The following is a 21,443-nucleotide window of genomic DNA, read 5'->3' as shown; positions in this document are numbered from 1 at the left end:
AATTGATGAAGAAAATAATATTTGGATTAATAATTTTAACATTATTTAATTGTACTACAGAAAAAGAAACGGAAAATAGTAACTCGAACACTAAACAAATTCCTACTGAAAATAGTGAAAAAATCAGAATTCTCAATTTTGGCTCAGTACATTTAAGCATGACTTCTGACGCCAATTCTTCTAAAATTAATTTAAATAACCCAAACGAGGTAACAGATTTAAAAAAACTGGTTGATAAAATTGTTGAGTTTAAACCAACTATTATTTGCCTTGAATTAGAACCTAAAAATAATGAATATATAGCATCAACTTTTTTAAAATACAAAAAAGACCAAACAAAAAGGTTAAACTACTCTGATGAATTAAACTCAATTGGACTTGAAGTAGCAAGGTTAAGTGGAACTGAAAGGATTTATGGAATAGATAGTCAAATTGGATTTGATTATCCTAGCTTAATTAAAATTGCAAATAAGAATAAGTCAGATAGTGTATTTATAGCTAAAGTTATAAATAATTATAAAAGAGTAAATGTTTTAAAATTAAAAGAACAATTTCAAATAATCAACACTAAAGAATACAAAGCTGAAACTTTTGATTTTTATAATTTTCTAGCAACAAAACACACAGAAACCGGACAAGAGGGTGCAGAAGAAATTGCAAAATTTTATGAAAGAAATTTAAAAATGTATAGTAATTTTAATGACATAGAAATGAATAAAAACGATAGGGTTTTTATTCTTTTAGGAGCAACTCACACTGCTTATTTTGATGTTTTTATTGAAAATAATGAGACTTTTAAATTGGAAAACCCAAGTGAATATACTAATTTTTAATAGCAGTAAACACAAAACTGCATAAAAGCAATCTCTGTGATTTAGCAATGTCAAATCCACTCTTAGTTACTTACTTAAGTTCTTAGCCTAAAACTACTAACTTTAATTCTGTAAAACAGATAGTGTTTTTTTAACAGCTAACTTTTTTCTAAAAATAAACCATGAATTATTTAATAACTAAAATTATAAAGTCAGTTTTAATTAGCCTTTTGTTTGTATTAACCGCGTGCAAATCAACCCAAACCTTACCCGATCCGCTAGCAGCAGGTTGGAAAGGTAAAAAAGTTTGTGAAACACTTAGTGAAAATAACAAACTACGTACCTTAAAATGTACTTTTCCCCCTGGTGTAGGACATGAAAAGCACTTTCATGCAGAACATTTTGGTTACACACTTAAAGGTGGCAAGTTTAGAATAACTGATGTATCAGGTACTCGTGAAGTAAACGTACCTACTGGATATGACTTTTACAATAAAAAAATCGAATGGCACGAAGTACTAAACATCGGAGATTCTACCGCTGTGTTTTTAATTATTGAACCTAAAAAGTAAAAATCGACTTATATCTTTTGAATAATTTTGATTACGTGAATGTCAGTTCGAGTGATTTTTTTCTGATTACAGAAAAAAATGTATCGAGAACTGTTTTTAAGTGTAAAAATTCTTATTGACTTCGTCGAATCTTACGATTTCTCAATACAAATTTTACTCTTTCCAATCGTAAAGTTCACTCGAACTGAAAGAATTTTATCAAAGAAAACATTCAATTAAACAATCTAAAACATAAAAAAACTCCTAAGCTTTCACTTGGGAGTTTTTTATTTTGTTATACAACCAATACTATTTATCAATAGAACCTAAAACACGTTGCATAAAATTGTTTAATGCTTCTTTTTTAGGAGTTCCTTCTTTAATCATTTTATCTACTTCTATCGCACCATACATATTAGAAATTAGTTCACCAATAACATCTAATTCCTCATCTTTTAACGACGGAACTTCTGTTAAAGCTTCTAACGTTTCAATAGTTTCTAAAACGAAATCTTGATCGTTCTCTTCTATAAAATTGGTTAGGTGTTTTATAACAGGTAATTTCATTCTTGTTTTATTAGTCATTGCGAAGCAAATTCTATTTGCTGTGGCAATCTGTTTATAAAAAGATTACTTCACTACGTTCGTAATGACGTTACACTACTTCTGCAACCAATTCTTTTAAAACATCAAACTTATTTGTTTGTGTTTGGTTAACGATTTTACCGTCAACAAAAGTAGCAAAAGTTGGTAAGTTACTAACATCTGCTAATTTTCTACTTTCAGGAAATTTTTCTGCATCCGTAATTATAAAAACTGTGTCTTCATTTTCTGAAGCTAGTTTTTTAAATTTTGGCTTCATAATTCTACAATTTCCACACCATGTTGCGGAGTACTGTACAATTACTTTAGTATTGTTAGCTACAATTTCTGCTAAATTATCTTGATCTAATTCTTGTAACATAATTTATTAAGTATTACAGAAAGGAGTTCGTGCAAACCCTTCACAATATACACGAACTTTAACCCTTTCTTAATTCAAATTATTAGTTTTTAGCTAAATATGCTGCAGTACCTTTAGCATTTGCTTGCATCGCCTCTTTACCTTCTTCCCAGTTAGCAGGACAAACCTCACCTTTTTCTTGTACATGTGTGTAAGCATCGATTAAACGTAAATATTCGTTTACGTTACGACCTACTGGCATGTGATTAATTCCTTCATGAAAAACAGTACCTTCTTCATCTATTAAATAAGTAGCTCTATACGTTACATTGTCTCCTTCTACTTGTACAGTGCCTGTAGCTTCGTCAAAAGTTTCGTTAGTAATATCTAGAATTCCTAAAATAGAAGATAAGTTACGGTTACTATCTGCTAATAATGGATAGGTTACTCCTTCAATACCTCCATTATCTTTAGCTGTACTTAACCATGCAAAATGAACTTCTGGTGTATCACAAGAAGCACCAATTACAATAGTGTTTCTTTTTTCGAATTCACCTAAAGCAGCTTGAAAAGCATGTAATTCTGTAGGACACACAAAAGTAAAATCTTTTGGGTACCAAAATAACACTACTTTTTTCTTGTTATTTACTGCCTCGTCTAAAATGTTTAACTTGAACGTGTCTCCCATTTCGTTCATTGCATCTACATTTAAATCTGGAAATTTTTTACCTACTGCTGTAGCCATTTTTTGTAATTTTTATTGATTAATATTCTTATTTTTTAACTCGAGCAAAGATACTACTGATACCTGCAAAAACGAAAAAAGTTGATGTTAATATTTTATATCAGTATCAACTTTATTTATGATTTAAAGTTAAAATTATTAATTAATTTTATTTGCTTGCAAATAGCTTTACATCATTCTCTGAAACTTCTTTTTCTCCAAGAATAATTAATCGTTCTACCACGTTGCGTAACTCACGAATATTCCCTGTCCAATCATATTCTTTTAATAATTTAAGAGCTCCTTTAGAAAAAGATTTTGATGGCATTCCTTGTTCAGTAGCTATTTTGTTAGAAAAATGTTCAACCAATAACGGAATATCATCACGTCTATCATTCAACGCAGGAACTTTAATTAATATTACCGCTAAACGGTGGTATAAATCTTCTCTAAACCTTCCTTCCTCAATTTCTTTTTTTAAATCCTTGTTGGTGGCAGCAAGTACACGAACATCAACTTTAATATCTTTATCACTACCCACACGAGAAACTCTACTTTCTTGTAAGGCACGAAGAACTTTTGCTTGTGCAGACAAACTCATGTCTCCTATTTCATCTAAGAAAATTGTTCCTTTATTGGCTGCTTCAAACTTTCCTGCTCGATCTTTATTAGCTCCTGTAAAACTTCCTTTTACATGACCAAACAACTCACTTTCTATTAATTCTGATGGAATCGCAGCACAGTTTACTTCAATCATTGGTGCATTTGCTCTTTCTGATTTTTCGTGTAACCAGTGTGCTACCAATTCTTTTCCTGTTCCGTTAGGTCCTGTTATTAAAACACGAGCATCGGTAGCAGCTACTTTTTCAATAATCTCCTTAATATGAGAAATAGCATCACTATTTCCTATCATTTCGTAATTCTTACTGACTTTCTTTTTTAATCGCTTGTTTTCAACAACCAATTCTTTACGGTCTAACGCATTACGAACTGTATTTAGTAATCTATTTAAATCTGGTGGTTTTGAAATATAATCAAAAGCACCTAAGCGCATTGTGTTTACAGCAGTGTCTAAATCCCCATGACCAGAAATCATTACCATAGGAATTTCTGGTTTTATCTTTTTTACTTTTTCTAAAACCTCAACACCATCCATTTTTGGCATTTTAATATCACATAAAACTAAATCGTAGTCATTTTTTGCAATCAATTCAGCACCAGCTAACCCATCTTCTGCCTCTTCAACTTCATAAGTATCATTCTCTTCAGAAATAATTTTTTTCAACACCCTACGAATTGCTGCTTCATCTTCTATAATTAAAATTTTCGCCATATTTTTTTTATTGATTTATTACGTTATAATCTTACAATTACAATTATCACGCCATCATTTTTATTCTTTTATAATATGTATATCTCTTTGTGGGAATGGAATAGAGACATTATTTTCTCTGAACAGTTTATCAATTTTAAATCGAATATCACTTTTTGGCAGTCCTGCTTGAAAACTATCATCTATAGTGAATATCAATTTAAAGTTTAATGAGCTGTCTGCAAATTCGGTAAACAAAACAATTGGTTCAGGAAAACTTAACACAGAAGGATGTTCACTTGCCGCTTGAATTAATAAATTCTTTACCAACTCTGTATCACTACCATAAGCTACTCCTACTGAGACATTTTCTCTGGTTATAGTTCCGTTTTGTGTCCAATTATACAAACTATTGGTTAAATATAAATGATTTGGAATAACCAAAACTTTATTATCAATAGTTACTGCTCGTGTAGTTCTCAATTTAATTTCTTCTACTCTACCTACTTTATCATCAAGCTCAATAATATCACCTACATGTACACTTTGATCTACTATAATAAAAATACCAGAAATAATATCTTGGAATAAGGTTTGTAATGCAAGACCAACACCTATTAAAAGTGCTGCGGATGCTGCAAAAATCGCAGTAACATTTACTCCTGAGGTGTGCAAGGTTACTAAAAAAATAATGATATATAAAAACCATCTTCCGAAAGAAAAAACAGTATTAAACTTGTTTTTATCTTCTTCCTGTAACCTCTTGACTACAAATTTTTTAAAAAGCTTGAGTAATACTGAGGTTAAAACTATAATTGCTATCGCAATTAAAATTGATTTTACATCAATCCCTATTTTATTATTAAATTCAAATTGATAATTTAAAAATTTATTAATTTCTTTCATCTCTTTTTATTTATTTATCCGCTATAACGAATCCATTTCCATAAATCTTTGTAAGTTGGTTTTTTCCCATACATTAAAATACCTACTCTGTAAATTTTAGCTGCTAACCATACTACTGCAAGAAAAGTAAGCAATAATAAAAGCATGGAGATAGCAATTTCCCACCATGCTACTCCAAACGGAACTCGCATCAACATCACAATTGGTGAAGTTAATGGGATGTATGAAAAAATTATAGAAATAGGTCCATGAGGATCATTAATTACTGTAAACGCACCTACATATACTGCTAACATTAATGGCAACATAATCGGCATCATAAATTGTTGTGTATCTGTTTCATTATCTACTGCAGCTCCAATGGCTGCAAATAAAGAGCTATACAACATATAACCTCCTATAAAATAGAAAATGAACAAGAAAAACAATGTAAATAAGGGTAGTTTTAAAATTTCTTGAACAATCATTTGAGCTTGACCTCCTCCAGCTGTTTGCTTTATTGTTTCTAATTGTTCTGGTGACATATTCGCTGTTTGCATTTCTGACATATCTACACCAAAAACTGAAGATGCGATGGTGCTAAAAATCAACAATAAAATTCCCCAAATAGTAAATTGTAATAATCCTGCGGAAGCATTACCAATAATTTTACCTAACATTAATTGAAAAGGTTTTACAGAGGAAACAATTACTTCTATAATCCTGCTTGTTTTTTCTTCGATAACACTTCGCATTACCGAAGTACCATAAATAATCACAAACATCATTAATAAGTAGCCTGCAATCATACCCACACCAATTTTTAATCCGTTAGCAAGTTTAGAACTTTCTTCACCCGAAAAATTAAACATTTTGATATCTGAACTAATTCTAGATGATTTTATCTTTTGCTCATCAATACCAAGTTGCTCCATTTTTAAGCTACGTAATTTATTATTTACATTGCCCTCTATGTTATCCATGGTATTTAAACCAGGTGTATCTTTCGAGAAAAACTCAACAGACTTCGCTAATAATTCTAAACTATCAATCTTAGGAATAATTAATACTCCATAATGATTCCCTTCTTCTACCTTCTTTTTTGTTTCTTCTATACCTAATTCAGTAAAGTCAGTATATTTTATGGTTTCTGTGCCTTTAAAATCTTCTCCAGTAAATAATCCAGAATTATCTACATATACTATTTCTTTAACCTTATCGTCATTTTTCTTAGTTAAAAATACCACTAAAGCAATCATTCCTATGGCTATCAACGGACTTAAAAAAGTCATGATGATAAACGATTTATTTCTAACCTTGGCTATAAATTCACGTTTTATAATTAATCGTAACTTGTTCATTTCTTAGCTAGTTTTATGTATCGTTTGAATAAAAATGTCGTTTGCACTCGGTACTAATTCTACAAAATGTTGCATTTCTCCATTATTTGTTAAATAGGATAACAAATCATTAGCAGAACTATTTCCTGTTAATTTTACATTTAACTTTAATCCACCATTTAGTGTCTTAAAATCTGCAGGAGATACCTCAAAATTTTCTTTTAATTTTTGTTGAACTAACTCAGGATTATCGGTTTTTAAACCAACTTGAAACGTATTGGTTCTATATTCACGTTTGATATCGTCTAGTTTTCCGTCTAAAATTTTGTTTGATTTATGAATCAATGCAATGTTGTCACACATTTCCTCAACGCTTTCCATTCTGTGAGTAGAAAAGATAATAGTAGCTCCTTCATCTCTTAGTTGAAGAATCTCTTTTGCAATTAACTGTGCATTAATTGGATCGAAACCAGAAAAGGGTTCATCAAAAATTAACAATTTTGGCTCATGCAAAACAGTAACAATAAACTGTACCTTTTGCGCCATTCCTTTAGAAAGCTCCTCTATCTTCTTATCCCACCATGCACCAATATCAAACTTATCAAACCAATATTTTAATTTCTTTTTGGCTTCCGTTTTACTCAGTCCTTTTAATTGCGCTAAATACAAAGCCTGCTCACCCACCTTCATCGATTTATACAAACCACGTTCTTCTGGTAAATAACCAATCTGTTCTATATGATGAGGTGCTAACTTTTCTCCATCTAAAATTATTTCACCACTATCTGGCATTGTAATTTGATTAATAATTCTAATTAATGAAGTTTTTCCTGCTCCGTTAGGTCCTAATAACCCAAAAACACATCCTTTAGGAATATGTATCGACACATTATTCAATGCAGTATAGTTACCATAACGTTTTACTACATTGTTAATTTCTAATAAATTACTCATTGAATTTTAGTTGATTTTTTTTCAGTTTTGGTTCGCAAAACACCTACACGCAAACTTACATATTTTCTATTGATTAGTATTTATTTTAGATAAAACGTTACAATTATACACGTTATAAAAAATTTACTATGCATGCATAATTTTTTTACGATTTACTATGCATGCATAATAAATTTTCATATATTTGAAACCAGATTATGGATAAAAGCAAATCAATAGACCACCAATTAAGAGCCACATGGCAGGCTGTTGCTAAGATGTATAATGAACAAGCATCTAAGCACGACAGTACTATGGCTATGGCCTTTGTTTTATTAAATATAGATAAAGAGAATGGCACTCCCTCAACTGCTTTGGGTCCTTTAATGGGTATGGAACCTACAAGTCTTTCTAGAATTTTAAAATCGATGGAAGATAAAGGTGTTATTACCCGAGAAAAAAACCCTGAAGATGGTAGAGGTGTACTTATCAAACTAACTGAGTTTGGTAAAGAGAAAAGAGAAGTTTCTAAAGGCCATGTTTATCAATTCAATAATAGAATAAGAGAATGCCTTACAGACAAAGAAATAGATACTTTCTTTAAAGTAACACAAACAATAAACAAACTTATAGCAGACAAAGATATATACGATGATAATATATCTTCAGAAGCTGTTTAAAATTCAAACCAATTAACTAATGAGCAAAAGAAGAATTAAAAAAGTAGCGATTATCGGTTCCGGTATTATGGGAAGTGGTATTGCATGTCACTTTGCAAACATTGGCGTTGATGTTTTACTTTTGGATATCGTTCCGAGAGAATTAAACGACAAAGAGAAAGCAAAAGGATTGACTTTGGAAGACAAAGTTGTTCGTAATCGTTTGGTAAACGATGCGCTAACAGCTTCGTTAAAATCGAAACCATCACCTATTTACAATCAAAAATTTGCTAGTAGAATAACTACTGGAAATATTGATGATGATTTACATAAAATCAAAGATGTTGATTGGGTAATGGAGGTTGTTGTTGAGCGTTTAGATATTAAACAAAGCGTTTTTGAAAAAGTTGAAAAATACAGAACTCCAGGAACGATTATTTCTACTAATACTTCTGGTATTCCTATTAAGTTCATGAACGAAGGACGTAGTGAAGATTTCCGTAAACATTTTGCAGTAACTCACTTTTTTAACCCTCCTCGTTATTTAAAATTATTCGAAGTTGTTCCAGGACCAGACTGTAAACAAGAAGTTACAGACTTTTTAATGGAGTATGGTAGTAAGTTTTTAGGTAAAACTTCTGTTTTAGCGAAAGATACACCAGCTTTTATTGGTAACCGTATTGGAATCTTCGGAATTCAATCTTTATTTCATCAAGTAAAAGAATTAGGATTAACTGTTGAAGAAGTTGATAAATTAACAGGACCCGTTATTGGTCGTCCAAAATCAGCAACTTTCAGAACTGTTGATGTAGTTGGTTTAGATACCTTAGTTCACGTATCAGACGGAATTTATAATAACTGTCCTAATGATGAAGCTCACGATTTATTTAAGCAACCAGATTTCATCAAAACGATGGTGGAAAACAAATGGTTTGGAAGTAAAACAGGTCAAGGATTTTACAAAAAATCTGTAAATGCTGAAGGGCGAAAAGAAATCTTAACGTTAGATTTAGACACGATGGAATACCGTCCTGCTAAAAAAGCAAAATTTGCAACGTTAGAATTAACAAAAACTATAGACAAACCAATTGACCGCTTTAAGGTATTAGTTGGTGGAAAAGATAAAGCGGGAGAATTCTACCGTAAGAACTTCGGAGCAATGTTTGCATATGTTCAAAATAGAATTCCTGAAATTTCAGACGAATTGTACCGTATAGATGATGCAATGAAAGCTGGTTTCGGTTGGGAAAACGGTCCTTTCGAAATTTGGGATGCAGTAGGTGTTGAAAAAGGTATCGAATTAATGAAAGCTGAAGGTAAAGAACCAGCAGCTTGGGTAACAGAAATGTTAGCTAAAGGAGAGAAATCTTTCTACACAGTTAAAGATGGAGCAACTTATTATTACGATGTTCCTGCAAAAGCACAAGTTAAAAAACCTGGTCAAGATGCATTTATCATTTTAGATAACATCCGTAAGTCTAAAGAAGTATTCAAAAACTCAGGTGTAGTTATTGAAGATTTAGGAGATGGTATTTTAAACTGTGAGTTCCAATCTAAAATGAACACTATTGGTGGAGATGTTTTAGCGGGATTAAACAAAGCAATTGACTTAGCTGAAAAGAATTATGAAGGTTTAGTGGTGGGTAACCAAGCAGCAAATTTCTCTGTAGGCGCTAACATCGGTATGATCTTTATGATGGCTGTAGAGCAAGAGTATGACGAGTTAAACATGGCTATCAAAATGTTCCAAGATACTATGATGCGTATGCGTTACTCTTCTATACCAACAATTTCTGCACCTCACGGTATGTCTTTAGGTGGTGGATGTGAATTATCACTTCATGCAGACAAAGTTGTTGCCGCTGCAGAAACGTATATGGGATTAGTAGAATTTGGTGTTGGAGTTATCCCTGGTGGTGGTGGTTCTAAAGAAATGGCTTTAAGAGCTTCTGATCAATTCCATAAAGGAGATGTTCAATTAAACGTTTTACAAGAGTACTTCTTAACCATTGGTATGGCTAAAGTATCTACATCAGCTTACGAAGCATTCGATTTAGGATTACTTCAAAAAGGAAAAGATGTTGTGGTGGTTAATAAAGACCGTCAAATTGCAGAAGCTAAGAAGCACGCAATGTTATTAGCACAAGCAGGTTATACACAACCTGTAAAACGTAAAGATGTTTTAGTATTAGGTAAACAAGCTTTAGGTATGTTCTTAGTAGGAACAGATTCTATGGAAGATAGTAAATACATCTCTGAACACGACCAAAAAATCGCTAACAAATTAGCGTATGTTATGGCTGGTGGAGATTTATCAGAACCAACTAAAGTTTCTGAACAGTATTTACTAGACATCGAACGTGAAGCGTTCTTAAGTTTATGTACTGAGCGTAAAACATTAGAGCGTATTCAGCATATGTTAACAAAAGGAAAACCTTTAAGAAACTAGAAAAATGAAAACAGCATATATAGTAAAAGGATATAGAACAGCCGTTGGTAAAGCGCCAAAAGGATTGTTCAGATTTAAAAGAGCGGATGAGTTAGCTGCAGAAACCATTGAATATATGATGAAGCAGTTACCTGAGTTCGACAAAAAACGTATCGACGATGTTATTGTTGGTAACGCAATGCCAGAAGGATCTCAAGGATTAAACATGGCTCGTTTAATCTCTTTAATGGGATTAAAAATTGAGGATGTTCCTGGAGTAACTGTTAACCGTTTCTGTTCATCAGGATTAGAAACTATTGGTATGGCAGTAGCAAAAATCCAATCTGGAATGGCAGATTGTGTTATTGCTGGTGGGGCTGAAAGTATGAGTTCTGTACCTATGACAGGTTTTAAACCAGAATTAAACTACGATTTAGTAAACTCTGGTCACGAAGATTATTATTGGGGAATGGGGAATACTGCAGAAGCAGTAGCGAACGAATTCAATATTTCTCGTGAAGACCAAGATAAATTTGCTTTAGAATCACATAACAAAGCATTACGCGCACAAGCTGAAAATCGTTTTCAAGATCAAATTGTACCTATTGAAGTTGAGCAAACTTATGTAGATGAAAATGGTAAGAAAGCAACTCGAAAGTATACTGTAACTAAAGATGAAGGACCGCGTAAAGGTTCTAATATTGAAGGATTACAAAGATTACGTCCTGTGTTTGCTGCAGACGGAAGTGTAACCGCTGGTAACTCATCTCAAATGAGTGATGGTGCTGCTTTCGTAATGGTAATGAGCGAGGAAATGGTTAAAGAATTAAACATTAAACCAATTGCACGTATGGTAAGTTATGCTGCTGCTGGTGTACCGCCTCGTATTATGGGTATTGGACCTGTAGCTGCTATTCCAAAGGCATTAAAGCAAGCTGGTTTAAAACAAGACGACATTAAGTTAATTGAATTGAACGAAGCATTTGCTTCTCAATCTTTAGCAGTTATCCGTGAGTTAGGATTAGATGCAGATATCATTAACGTAAACGGAGGAGCTATTGCATTAGGACACCCATTAGGATGTACAGGTGCTAAATTATCAGTTCAGTTATTCGACGAAATGCGTAAACGTAACATGCAAGGTCAATACGGAATGGTAACCATGTGTGTAGGTACTGGACAAGGTGCTGCAGGTATTTTTGAATTCCTGAATTAAGACACAAGATTTTAAGAATCAAGAATCAAGACAAATGCATAATTTCAAAAAATTAAAAATTTGGACTGAAAGTATCAACTTGGTTTCTGATTCTTATAAATTAACTAAAACTTTTCCTCATTTTGAAAAATTTGGATTAGTAACACAAATGAATAGATGTGCAGTTTCAATTCCTTCTAACATAGCTGAAGGTTCAAGTAAAGGTACAAATAAGCATTTTAATAAATATTTGGAGGATAGTTTAGGTTCAGCATTTGAATGGGAAACCCAATTAATCATTGCTTTTAACGAACACTATCTATCCGAGGAAAAATTTAAAGAATTAGAGCAAAAAATTAAACAAATACAAAAAATGATTTCAAGTTTCCAAAACGGCCTAAAGTCCTGATTCTTGGTTCTTGATTCTTAAAATCTATTATTACTATGTCAGATTTAAATAAAGATCTTTTACGCGGAGGACAGTTCTTAGTAAAAGAAACAAAATGCGAAGATGTGTTTACTCCAGAAGATTTTTCTGAAGAGCAAAACATGATGAAAGAAGCGGTTAAAGAATTTAACGACCGTGAAATCATTCCTTATAAAGAAAGATTTGAAAAGAAAGACTATGCCTTAACTGAAGAAACTATGCGTAAAGCAGGTGAATTAGGGTTTTTAGGTGTGGCTGTACCAGAAGAGTTTGGTGGTTTAGGAATGGGATTCGTTTCTACCATGTTAACGTGCGATTATATTTCTAGTGGTACAGGTTCTTTTAGTACTGCTTTTGGTGCACATACAGGTATTGGTACTATGCCAATTACGTTATATGGTACAGAAGAGCAAAAGAAAAAATACGTTCCTGCTTTAGCTACCGGTGAAAAATTTGGTGCTTACTGTTTAACAGAGCCAGGAGCTGGATCGGATGCAAATTCAGGAAAAACAACTGCTGAATTAACTGCTGACGGTAAATCATATAAAATCAACGGACAAAAAATGTGGATTTCGAATGCAGGTTTTGCTGAAGTCTTTATTGTTTTTGCTCGTATTGGTGATGATAAAAATATTACTGGTTTTATCGTAGAGTACGATAAAGCAAATCCTAACGGAATTACTTTAGGTGAAGAAGAGCACAAACTAGGTATTCGCGCATCTTCTACACGCCAAGTATTCTTTAATGATACGTTAGTTCCTGCTGAGAATATGTTATCTGAACGTGGTGGTGGATTTAAAATTGCCATGAATGCATTAAACGTTGGTCGTATTAAATTAGCGGCTGCTTGTTTAGATTCTCAACGTAGAATTGTTTCTACTGCAGTACAATATGCTAACGAGCGTAAACAATTTAACACTCCTATTGCAGATTTTGGTGCTATCAAATTAAAATTAGCTGAAATGGCTACCAATGCATATGTTGGTGAGTCTGCTTCTTATAGAGCTGCTAAAAATGTGGAAGATAGAATTGCTATCCGTCAAGCGGAAGGAAATTCTCATCAAGAAGCAGAATTAAAAGGTGTTGAGGAGTATGCTATTGAATGTTCTATCTTAAAAGTTGCGGTATCTGAAGACGTACAAGCTTGTGCTGATGAAGGTATTCAAATTTTTGGAGGTATGGGATTCTCTGAAGAAACTCCGATGGAATCTGCTTGGAGAGATGCTCGTATTGCTCGTATTTACGAAGGTACTAACGAAATTAACCGTATGTTATCTGTAGGTATGTTAGTTAAAAAAGCAATGAAAGGTCATGTAGATTTATTAGGTCCGGCTACTGCTGTTGGTAACGAATTAATGGGGATTCCTTCTTTTGACACACCAGACTATTCTGAGTTATTTGCAGAAGAAAAAGAAATGATTGCAAAACTTAAGAAAGTATTCTTAATGGTTGCTGGTGGTGCCATTCAAAAATTCGGCCCTGCATTAGAAGAGCACCAACAATTATTAACAGCTGCATCTAACATCTTAATTGAGGTTTACATGGCAGAATCTGCAATTTTAAGAACTGAGAAAAATGCAAAACGTTTTGGTGAGGCTTCTCAAAAAGAGCAAATAGCAATGTCTCAATTATACTTATACAATGCTGTAGAAATCATTACTAAAAGCGCTAGAGAAGGAATTATTTCTTTTGCTGAAGGTGATGAGCAACGCATGATGTTAATGGGGCTTAAGCGTTTTACAAAATATGCTAACTACCCTAACGTAGTTGCGTTACGTAACACAATTGCAGAAAAAGTAAAAGCAGAAAATAAATACTGCTTCTAATCCTCTTAGAGGAATTAGGTAACAATATATTTCGTAATTAGCTTTACGTTTTCAGCTTAACAATTTGTTTTCTGATTTCTATGAACTAATTACTGATTGAAAATTTTCTTCAACTTTTATAGGTTTTAGAATTTAGTTGTTTGTTTAAAGATCGCTGATTAATTTCAGCGATCTTTTTTTATTTGAGTTTTTAAAAAATAATGTATACTTTTAAAAGAACAAATTCTCCCCATTTTGCTATGAAAGAATTTCAACCATTTATTATTAAAAAAATAAACATGTACAAATACATCGATTATCACCTAACTTGTTTGTATAACGATGTGTTTTATACGTATATAAACTAGTTGGCAACAATATGAAAAACAAATAGAACTATGGCAAAATATCCACCTTATGTAAATGCTTATGGAAAGATAAGCGATGTTTTTGAAGGAATTAAAAGTGCATCTGTACCACCTAAATTTACTTATGATTTTTTAAGTACAGTACTTGGATTAACTTCTTCCAGTTACCGAGCAATGATTCCTTTACTTAAAAAGTTGGATTTTTTAGACCAAGGAAGTGTTCCAACTGAACATTATAAAAAATTTAGAGATGATTCTATATCAAAAAGTGTTCTTGGCGAGAAGGTCAAAGAAGCTTATAATGACCTTTATAAAGCGTCTGAATATGCACATAAATTGGACAAGGATAAACTTACTTCTAAACTAAAAACTGTACTTGGTGTTGGAGATGATGACAAAAATATTCCTTATGTTGTTGGAACATTTTTGGAATTAGTCAACCTTTCAAATTTTGATGGTAAGAAAGCTGTAAAACCTGTTCAGTCTAATAAAAAAACAGAAGAGTCAACAACAGAAACACGGAAAGAACCAATTCACAGACAAGAAGACGAAGAACACATCTCAATAAAACGAAAATTTGGGATTTCATATACAATTAATCTTAATCTTCCTGCAACAACAGAAATTGAAGTATATAATTCAATTTTCAAAGCATTAAAAGAAAATTTACTAGATGAATAATTTTGCTAAAAAACTTGAACATTTAGCATTTAAGAACTTAATGCTAGAAACTGACCTAATCGAATTAGAAGAAGGTGGAATTGATATTCAACATATAGATACTATTTCACGAAAAGATATTGTTGATACGGATTTATTTGAACACGATATTCTAGCTTCTGCTAGAAAAATGGCTCGATTTTATGTGTATTATTATGCATTTGAAAATTCAATAAGAAGTTTTATTTCAGGTCGCTTGGAAGAAAATCACGGAATAAATTGGTGGGATTTAAAAGCACCCCAAGGCGTAAAGGATAGTGTCAAAAAAAATCAAAATAGTGAACTTGACACTACAATGGCAATTCGTTCGGATGACCCATTATATTACACGAATTTTGGAGAATTAATTGATATAATTAATGCCAATTGGGAGGATTTTTCAGATACCATTAGGAGCAGAAAAGCAATGCAGTCAGTGATAAGTCAATTTGGTAGGATTAGAAATGTAATTGCACATTCTTGTGAACTAGAAGAAGACGATATTTTCAGACTGAAACTTTTGATAAAAGATTGGTTTAGGATTCAAAGCTAAAAAAATACTGTTGCCAACAATGCCTATAAGTAATTGCTTGTTCTCGCCTACTTTGGAAATTCCGCAGGAATTTCCAACTTGGTGTGTACTTGCAAAGTTAAGTGCTAACCCACGCAACTACTCATAGCCGAGACCGTTGCCAATAATTTGAAAACATCTCTTAAAAATATAGAACACGACTACAAGAATGTAGAAGAATATGGATTTTTTGTTTTCAATATTTTAGAATCTGAAAATCCGAATCCAAACATTTCTGATTTGTTAAAATCTAACCTTTTAGACAAGGCATACTTCTTTTCAAAAGAACAAATTGAAAAATGGAATCAACAATGGAATGAATTTTTTAAACCGATTCCTGAAAATGGTGAAGTAATTGAAATCTATGGACCTGTTTTAAAAGAGAAAATCTCACCATTAGACTTTGTGGAACTGAATTACAAAGAATACGTGGAAAAAATTGAGAATTATATCTCGGAATGGACAAAAAAAGGTTGGACTGATTTAGCAAGCGAGCTAAAGAAATTACATTATTACTCGAAAGATAAACTTTCATCTGAAAATCCAGAAAAAAGGAAATTCCATTTTATGGACGCTGAAAATGTGGAAAAATCAAGACAATATGAAATTAATTGGTATGAATATTTTTTTACAGTAATATCTACTCTTGAAAATTCGAACAGAATAATTGTAATGAATTTTGGAAATGATTAAAAAAACTATTGGCAACAAAGAACTGAGTTAAAAAACAAACTTTTTTAAACTAATTTAGAAACCAAAGATCGTTACACCTTTGCTGCGTCTTATTTTCATGCGAAAAACCCTCGCATACAAAACCGTACTATAAAGTCAAATCATCCTGCTATTTGGACTTCTAAAGACAATAACTTTGGACTTTTAAAGAAAACCAACAAGAGTCTTTTTATGCAATTTTGCTGTATAAAAATTTTAAACAATGGAAAAAACAGAAACCGTTTTAGTGACAGGCGGAACAGGGTTTGTTGGAGTTCAAATAATTCTACAATTATTACAAAAAGGATATAAAGTACATACAACACTTCGGTCTTTAAATAGTAAGAAGAAAGTAATTGAAACACTAAAATCTAATGGCATCATGTCGTTTGATAATCTAACATTTTTTGAAACCAATCTTATATACGATGATAATTGGGCAAAAGCAATGCAAGGCTGTAAATATGTATTAAGTGTTGCTTCTCCTGTTTTTTTTGAAATTCCAAAAGATGAAAAAAAAGCTATGCGTCCTGCCATTGAGGGCATACTCCGCATATTAAAATTTGCACAAGAAGCTAACGTAAAACGCGTTGTACTGACATCTAGCTTTGGAGCTGTTGGTTTTAGTCATACCGATAAAACCACAGAAACTACAGAAGAAGATTGGACAAACCCAAATTTAAAAGGGTTGTCAGCTTATGAAAAGTCCAAAGGATTGTCGGAGCGTGCTGCTTGGAATTACATAAAAAAAGAAGGTGGTAATTTAGAATTAAGTGTTATCAATCCTGTTGCCATTTTAGGACCTTCCTTAAGTCCGCACATTTCCGGAAGTTTTGACCTCCTAAAAAATTTGTTGGACGGTTCAATGAAAATAATACCTAATTTACCATTGAATATTGTAGATGTTCGCGATGTGGCTGATTTACACATTCGTGCAATGACACATCCTAAAGCTAAAGGGCAACGTTTTATTGCCTCAGCAGATGGACAAATTTCTTTGCCCGAAATCGCTAAATTGTTAAAAGAAAAAAATCCTGAAGCTGCCTCTAAACTACCTTTAACAATTTTGCCAAATTGGATTCTTAATCTTGCTGCATTATTTAATAATCAGGCAAAAACAGGTTCGATGTTTTTAAAAGTAAACCGAAATGTAAGCAATGTAAAAGCTAAAAGCTTTTTAGGTTGGATGCCCATTGCAAATAACGAACAAGCAATTCTTGCCTCCTTAGACAGTATGATAAAATATGGTATTATTAAATAGGATAATCAATGAAAAAATTATCTAAAAAAAAGGTAGGTTTTATAGTTCTTACTTTAATTCTTCTAATAATTATATTAATGGCTCAGACCCCTAATATCGATGAAAATTTTCGAGATCCAGATAAAATTATAGGTACTTGGAGAAGTACTGCAAAAGATTCACAGATGGAAATCTACAAATCGAGAAAAACATACAAAGGTAGATTAATAGAAGGCTGGGGACTTGAGCTATATGAAAAAGATGGTAAAACATTTAAAAAAGATAGTAAAAATCCTGACGCTAATTTACAAAACAGAACACTTGCTAATATGGAATTTATTTCCGAAATGACATTTGAAAATGGAGCATATATTGGTGGGAAGTTATATATGGCACAAATAGGCAAATCTGTAAATTGCCGAATATATTTTAAAAAGGATGAATTAATAATGAGAATCTATCTAGGATTTCCTATTTTAGGAATAACAAAAAAATGGTCGAGAGTTGAGTAAAATAAAAATTCAAAATGATAGATTCAAGTAAGGTACTCATTGCCGATATACTAACAGAACAATTTATTCCCGACCATGTCTTTTTTTATGTGGAAAAAGGAGTGATACATTGCTATGATGGAGATAAAAATTACACCTTTAAAGAAGGAGATTTTTGCATCGCTCGAAAAAATCGTTTGGCAAGATATACCGTAGAGAATACAGAAGATGAATTTGAGGTTATAATGTTATGTCTTGAAGAAACATTTTTTATAAATTTTCAAGAAAAACATAAAATAAAAACAGTTGAATTCAAATCGACCGACACTTTTGTAAAAATCCTAAAAACAGAATTACTTCAGAATTATATTAATTCATTAAAGCCCTATTATAATGGTGGGCTAAGCATAAAAGAAGCGTTTCAGGAAGTAAAATACGAAGAGCTAATTCTAATTTTATTACAAAATCAACCTGAATTGGCAGGGATATTTTTTGATTTTGGCCCACCCGAAAAGCTAAACATTGAAGCCTTTATGAACAAGAACTATGCTTTCAATGTAAACCTAGAGCGCTTTGCCTATTTAACAGGGAGAAGTTTATCAGCTTTTAAACGAGATTTTAAAGATATATTTAATGATACTCCAAGTCGTTGGTTAACTCAAAAAAGGTTGCAAGAAGCCTATTTTCTTATTGATAAAAAGAATAAACGACCTTCTGAAATATATCTTGATTTGGGTTTTGAAGCACTTTCACATTTTTCATTTGCTTTTAAAAAACATTTTGGTTTAACTCCGTCAGAACTAATCGAAAAAAATACCAGCCGCTAAAACGTATAAAATTAATTGATACATCCATCGTTACTATTTTACTACTCCTGATTTTCTTATAGAAACTCCTCACAAACCCTTTTTGCCAAATGACAAATTCTAAAAAAATGACTTTGATTAACTTGTGACTATGAAAGAATTAATAGAATACATACTACATTTTGGTAATTTGAACCAACAGCAAATAGACTTTATTTCAAAAAAAGTAACAGAATTAGAACTTGTTAAAGACGAATATTTTTCTGAAGCAGGAAAAATTTCTCGACAAGTTGGATTTATTGTCGAAGGTATTGTTCGAGTTTGTTATTACAATAATAAAGGGGAAGAAATTACTAAATATTTTATTGAAGAAAACAATCTTGTGGTAGATATAGAAAGTTTTGAAAATGAAATTCCCTCAACTGCTTACGTGCAAGCCGTTACTGATTGCCGTCTCATCTACTTTTCTAAAAAGGATTGGCAAGAACTTTTAAACACAATTGTTGGATGGGATACCATTGTACATAAAATTATTTCAAAAGCATTAATACAGAAAGTAGAAAGAAGAAGTCCTTTAGTCTCAGAAGATGCCATGCAGCGCTATTTGAAGTTTCTAGAAGTTTACCCAAACCTTGTTAATCGAGTTCCACTTTCTTATGTTGCATCTTATTTAGGTATTACACAATCTTCACTCAGCAGGATCAGAAAAAAAATACGCTAAATCCCTTTTTGTCATATGGCAAAAGATTTCATTTTGTACCAAAGTAATTTTACGGTATTAATTCTAAAAAGGTATAAAAATGAATTCTAAGAAACTCAAACAAAATAATACTGAAAACGTAAGTAAATCAGTATTAATTACTGGAGCCAATAAAAGCATTGGCTTTGAAACTGCAAAGCAATTATTACAACAAGGATTTTTCGTTTATCTCGGTAGTCGAAATTTGGAAAATGGTTTGAAAGCCGTCGAACAACTAAAAAAAGAAGGATTTAATAATATAGATACTGTACAAATAGATGTAACCAATGATGAATCGGTAAAATCTGCTCGTGCCGAAATCGGTAAAAAAACAGACGTTTTAGACGTGCTTATCAACAATGCAGGGATCTATGGAGTTGGAATTGAACCACAAAATCCACTTAATGTAACCATCAATGAATTCAAAAAAGTGTATGACACAAATATATACGGTGTGGTAAGAACCACGCAAGCGTTTATAGATTTATTAAGAAAATCGATCGAGCCAAAAATTGTAAATGTAAGTTCTAGCGTAGGTTCACTATCACTTCAAAGCGACCCAAATTGGCCCTTTTATGATTTTGCAAAATTTGCTGTATATGCTTCTTCAAAATCAGCGCTTAATATGTATACCATTACATTAGCTCACGAACTACGAGATACAGCTTTCAAAATCAATGTGGTTGATCCTGGTTACACAAAAACTGATTTTAATAATCATCAAGGAACTGGAACAGTAGAAGAAGCTGCTAAACGCATTGTAAAATATGCTTTGATTGGAAATAACGGACCAACTGGAAAATATTTCAGCGAAGAAACCAATCCTGAAACAGGAGAAATTCCTTGGTAAAAAGCAGCATATAAAATATATAAACGCAATAGCGGTTTGAGTGTAAACTTAAACCGTTTTTGTATTTAATTATGTACATTGTAAACTAAAAATCAGTGAAAAGCATTTAACAATCTAACACTTGACAAGTTGTAAATAATTAAAAAATAGCAATCTAAATGAAATACACGTTAGCTTTTGATGTTTACGGAACACTAATAAATACATCAGGAATATTCTATTCATTAGAACAAATGATTGGAGACAAAGCGAAAATATTCATGGATACATGGAGAAGCAAGCAATTAGAATATTCATTTAGACGTGGATTAATGAAAAAATACATAGATTTTTCTGTGTGTACTAAAGACGCTTTAGAATTCTGTTGTACAATGTTCAATATCAATTTAAACAAAAGACAGAAAGAAGCTTTGATGGAAGAGTATTCTGTTTTACCAACCTTCAGAGATGTTGATAGTGGACTGAGCAATTTAAAAGAAGCTGGACATCTACTATATGCTTTCTCTAATGGCAGTACAAAAGCTCTTGTCAAGCTTTTAACAAATGCACAAATTATTGATAAATTTGACGGAATTGTAAGTGTAGAAAATGTTGTTACTTTTAAACCAAGCCCTTTAGTTTATAAACATTTCAATAAAGAAACAAATTCAAAAAAATCAAATTCTTGGTTGATTTCAAGTAACCCTTTTGATGTAATTGGAGCTGCTTCTTATGGAATGTATACTGCTTGGGTACAACGTTCTAAAGATGCAATATTTGATCCGTGGGGCATTGATCCAACAATAATAATTAACCAGTTGACGGATTTATTTTTGAAATTAGATACGATGGAATAAAAATATAACCTATATAATTTTTTAACTTTATAATTCTTAAAAATATTAATATAAACTGATAGGAAATCATTTTGTAATCTGGTACAACATCATAAATAATACAACAATTAAAAAGACA

Annotated in this window: 23 protein-coding genes; 16 read left to right on the top strand and 7 right to left on the bottom strand. The window is 32.0% G+C overall.

Features of this window, described 5'->3' with window-relative positions; translation table 11 throughout:
- The first annotated feature begins 5 nt into the window (after positions 1-5).
- Positions 6-833: a DUF5694 domain-containing protein gene (locus C7447_RS12470; RefSeq protein WP_148870846.1), complete on the top strand. Its 828-nt coding sequence runs from the start codon at positions 6-8 to the stop codon at positions 831-833.
- Positions 834-994: 161 nt separating this feature from the next.
- A complete protein-coding gene (locus C7447_RS12465) occupies positions 995-1,384 on the top strand; it encodes a cupin domain-containing protein (RefSeq protein ID WP_148870845.1) in 390 nt (129 codons plus the stop codon).
- 288 nt (positions 1,385-1,672) lie between these two features.
- Here the strand turns inward: C7447_RS12465 and C7447_RS12460 are convergent, their stop codons facing one another.
- The 7 genes from C7447_RS12460 to C7447_RS12430 form a co-directional block, all read right to left on the bottom strand.
- Positions 1,673-1,930, bottom strand: coding sequence for a DUF6952 family protein (locus C7447_RS12460; RefSeq protein ID WP_148870844.1), 258 nt, complete (start codon positions 1,928-1,930; stop codon positions 1,673-1,675).
- 88 nt (positions 1,931-2,018) lie between these two features.
- On the bottom strand, positions 2,019-2,327 hold the full coding sequence (locus C7447_RS12455) for a thioredoxin family protein (RefSeq protein WP_148870843.1): 309 nt from the start codon (positions 2,325-2,327) through the stop codon (positions 2,019-2,021).
- A gap of 82 nt (positions 2,328-2,409) precedes the next feature.
- Positions 2,410-3,051, bottom strand: coding sequence for a peroxiredoxin (locus tag C7447_RS12450; protein ID WP_148870842.1), 642 nt, complete (start codon positions 3,049-3,051; stop codon positions 2,410-2,412).
- Between the two features lie 148 nt (positions 3,052-3,199).
- Positions 3,200-4,363: a sigma-54-dependent transcriptional regulator gene (locus C7447_RS12445; protein WP_148870841.1), complete on the bottom strand. Its 1,164-nt coding sequence runs from the start codon at positions 4,361-4,363 to the stop codon at positions 3,200-3,202.
- Positions 4,364-4,423: 60 nt separating this feature from the next.
- Complete coding sequence (locus tag C7447_RS12440) at positions 4,424-5,248, bottom strand: mechanosensitive ion channel family protein (protein WP_148870840.1); 825 nt, start codon at positions 5,246-5,248, stop codon at positions 4,424-4,426.
- Between the two features lie 14 nt (positions 5,249-5,262).
- Positions 5,263-6,588 carry an ABC transporter permease gene (locus C7447_RS12435; protein WP_148870839.1) on the bottom strand — a complete coding sequence of 442 codons (1,326 nt, stop codon included), beginning with the start codon at positions 6,586-6,588 and terminating at the stop codon, positions 5,263-5,265.
- Positions 6,589-6,591: 3 nt separating this feature from the next.
- Positions 6,592-7,521 (bottom strand): ABC transporter ATP-binding protein, encoded by a 930-nt coding sequence (locus C7447_RS12430; RefSeq protein ID WP_148870838.1) that lies wholly within the window; start codon positions 7,519-7,521, stop codon positions 6,592-6,594.
- Positions 7,522-7,718: 197 nt separating this feature from the next.
- Between C7447_RS12430 and C7447_RS12425 the strand changes: the two genes are divergently transcribed.
- The 14 genes from C7447_RS12425 to C7447_RS12355 all read left to right on the top strand — a co-directional run bounded on the left by C7447_RS12425 (position 7,719) and on the right by C7447_RS12355 (position 21,325).
- Positions 7,719-8,180: a MarR family winged helix-turn-helix transcriptional regulator gene (locus C7447_RS12425; RefSeq protein ID WP_148870837.1), complete on the top strand. Its 462-nt coding sequence runs from the start codon at positions 7,719-7,721 to the stop codon at positions 8,178-8,180.
- A 19-nt stretch (positions 8,181-8,199) separates the two neighbouring features.
- Positions 8,200-10,608 carry a 3-hydroxyacyl-CoA dehydrogenase/enoyl-CoA hydratase family protein gene (locus C7447_RS12420; RefSeq protein WP_148870836.1) on the top strand — a complete coding sequence of 803 codons (2,409 nt, stop codon included), beginning with the start codon at positions 8,200-8,202 and terminating at the stop codon, positions 10,606-10,608.
- A gap of 4 nt (positions 10,609-10,612) precedes the next feature.
- Complete coding sequence (locus C7447_RS12415; RefSeq protein ID WP_148870835.1) at positions 10,613-11,803, top strand: acetyl-CoA C-acyltransferase; 1,191 nt, start codon at positions 10,613-10,615, stop codon at positions 11,801-11,803.
- Positions 11,804-11,837: 34 nt separating this feature from the next.
- Positions 11,838-12,191 carry a four helix bundle protein gene (locus C7447_RS12410; protein ID WP_148870834.1) on the top strand — a complete coding sequence of 118 codons (354 nt, stop codon included), beginning with the start codon at positions 11,838-11,840 and terminating at the stop codon, positions 12,189-12,191.
- Positions 12,192-12,226: 35 nt separating this feature from the next.
- Complete coding sequence (locus C7447_RS12405; protein ID WP_148870833.1) at positions 12,227-14,035, top strand: acyl-CoA dehydrogenase family protein; 1,809 nt, start codon at positions 12,227-12,229, stop codon at positions 14,033-14,035.
- A gap of 377 nt (positions 14,036-14,412) precedes the next feature.
- Complete coding sequence (locus C7447_RS12400) at positions 14,413-15,063, top strand: DUF5343 domain-containing protein (protein WP_148870832.1); 651 nt, start codon at positions 14,413-14,415, stop codon at positions 15,061-15,063.
- Positions 15,056-15,634 (top strand): Swt1 family HEPN domain-containing protein, encoded by a 579-nt coding sequence (locus C7447_RS12395; protein WP_148870831.1) that lies wholly within the window; start codon positions 15,056-15,058, stop codon positions 15,632-15,634. The genes C7447_RS12400 and C7447_RS12395 overlap by 8 nt, the downstream gene beginning before the upstream one ends.
- 147 nt (positions 15,635-15,781) lie before the next feature.
- Positions 15,782-16,345: a hypothetical protein gene (locus tag C7447_RS12385; protein WP_148870829.1), complete on the top strand. Its 564-nt coding sequence runs from the start codon at positions 15,782-15,784 to the stop codon at positions 16,343-16,345.
- Positions 16,346-16,586: 241 nt separating this feature from the next.
- Positions 16,587-17,624, top strand: a complete 1,038-nt coding sequence (locus C7447_RS12380) for an SDR family oxidoreductase (RefSeq protein ID WP_148870828.1) — start codon at positions 16,587-16,589, stop codon at positions 17,622-17,624.
- 8 nt (positions 17,625-17,632) lie between these two features.
- Positions 17,633-18,115, top strand: a complete 483-nt coding sequence (locus C7447_RS12375; protein WP_148870827.1) for a DUF2147 domain-containing protein — start codon at positions 17,633-17,635, stop codon at positions 18,113-18,115.
- A gap of 14 nt (positions 18,116-18,129) precedes the next feature.
- Positions 18,130-18,921 carry an AraC family transcriptional regulator gene (locus tag C7447_RS12370; RefSeq protein ID WP_148870826.1) on the top strand — a complete coding sequence of 264 codons (792 nt, stop codon included), beginning with the start codon at positions 18,130-18,132 and terminating at the stop codon, positions 18,919-18,921.
- 130 nt (positions 18,922-19,051) lie between these two features.
- On the top strand, positions 19,052-19,621 hold the full coding sequence (locus tag C7447_RS12365; protein ID WP_148870825.1) for a Crp/Fnr family transcriptional regulator: 570 nt from the start codon (positions 19,052-19,054) through the stop codon (positions 19,619-19,621).
- A gap of 79 nt (positions 19,622-19,700) precedes the next feature.
- On the top strand, positions 19,701-20,489 hold the full coding sequence (locus C7447_RS12360; RefSeq protein ID WP_148870824.1) for an SDR family NAD(P)-dependent oxidoreductase: 789 nt from the start codon (positions 19,701-19,703) through the stop codon (positions 20,487-20,489).
- 158 nt (positions 20,490-20,647) lie between these two features.
- Entirely contained in the window at positions 20,648-21,325 is a 678-nt protein-coding gene (locus C7447_RS12355) for a haloacid dehalogenase type II (protein WP_148870823.1), read from the top strand.
- Positions 21,326-21,443: the final 118 nt, after the last annotated feature.

Origin of the sequence: Tenacibaculum adriaticum (assembly GCF_008124875.1) — a bacterium.
GTDB lineage: Bacteria > Bacteroidota > Bacteroidia > Flavobacteriales > Flavobacteriaceae > Polaribacter > Polaribacter adriaticus.
This window is presented reverse-complemented; position numbering and strand designations above follow the sequence as displayed.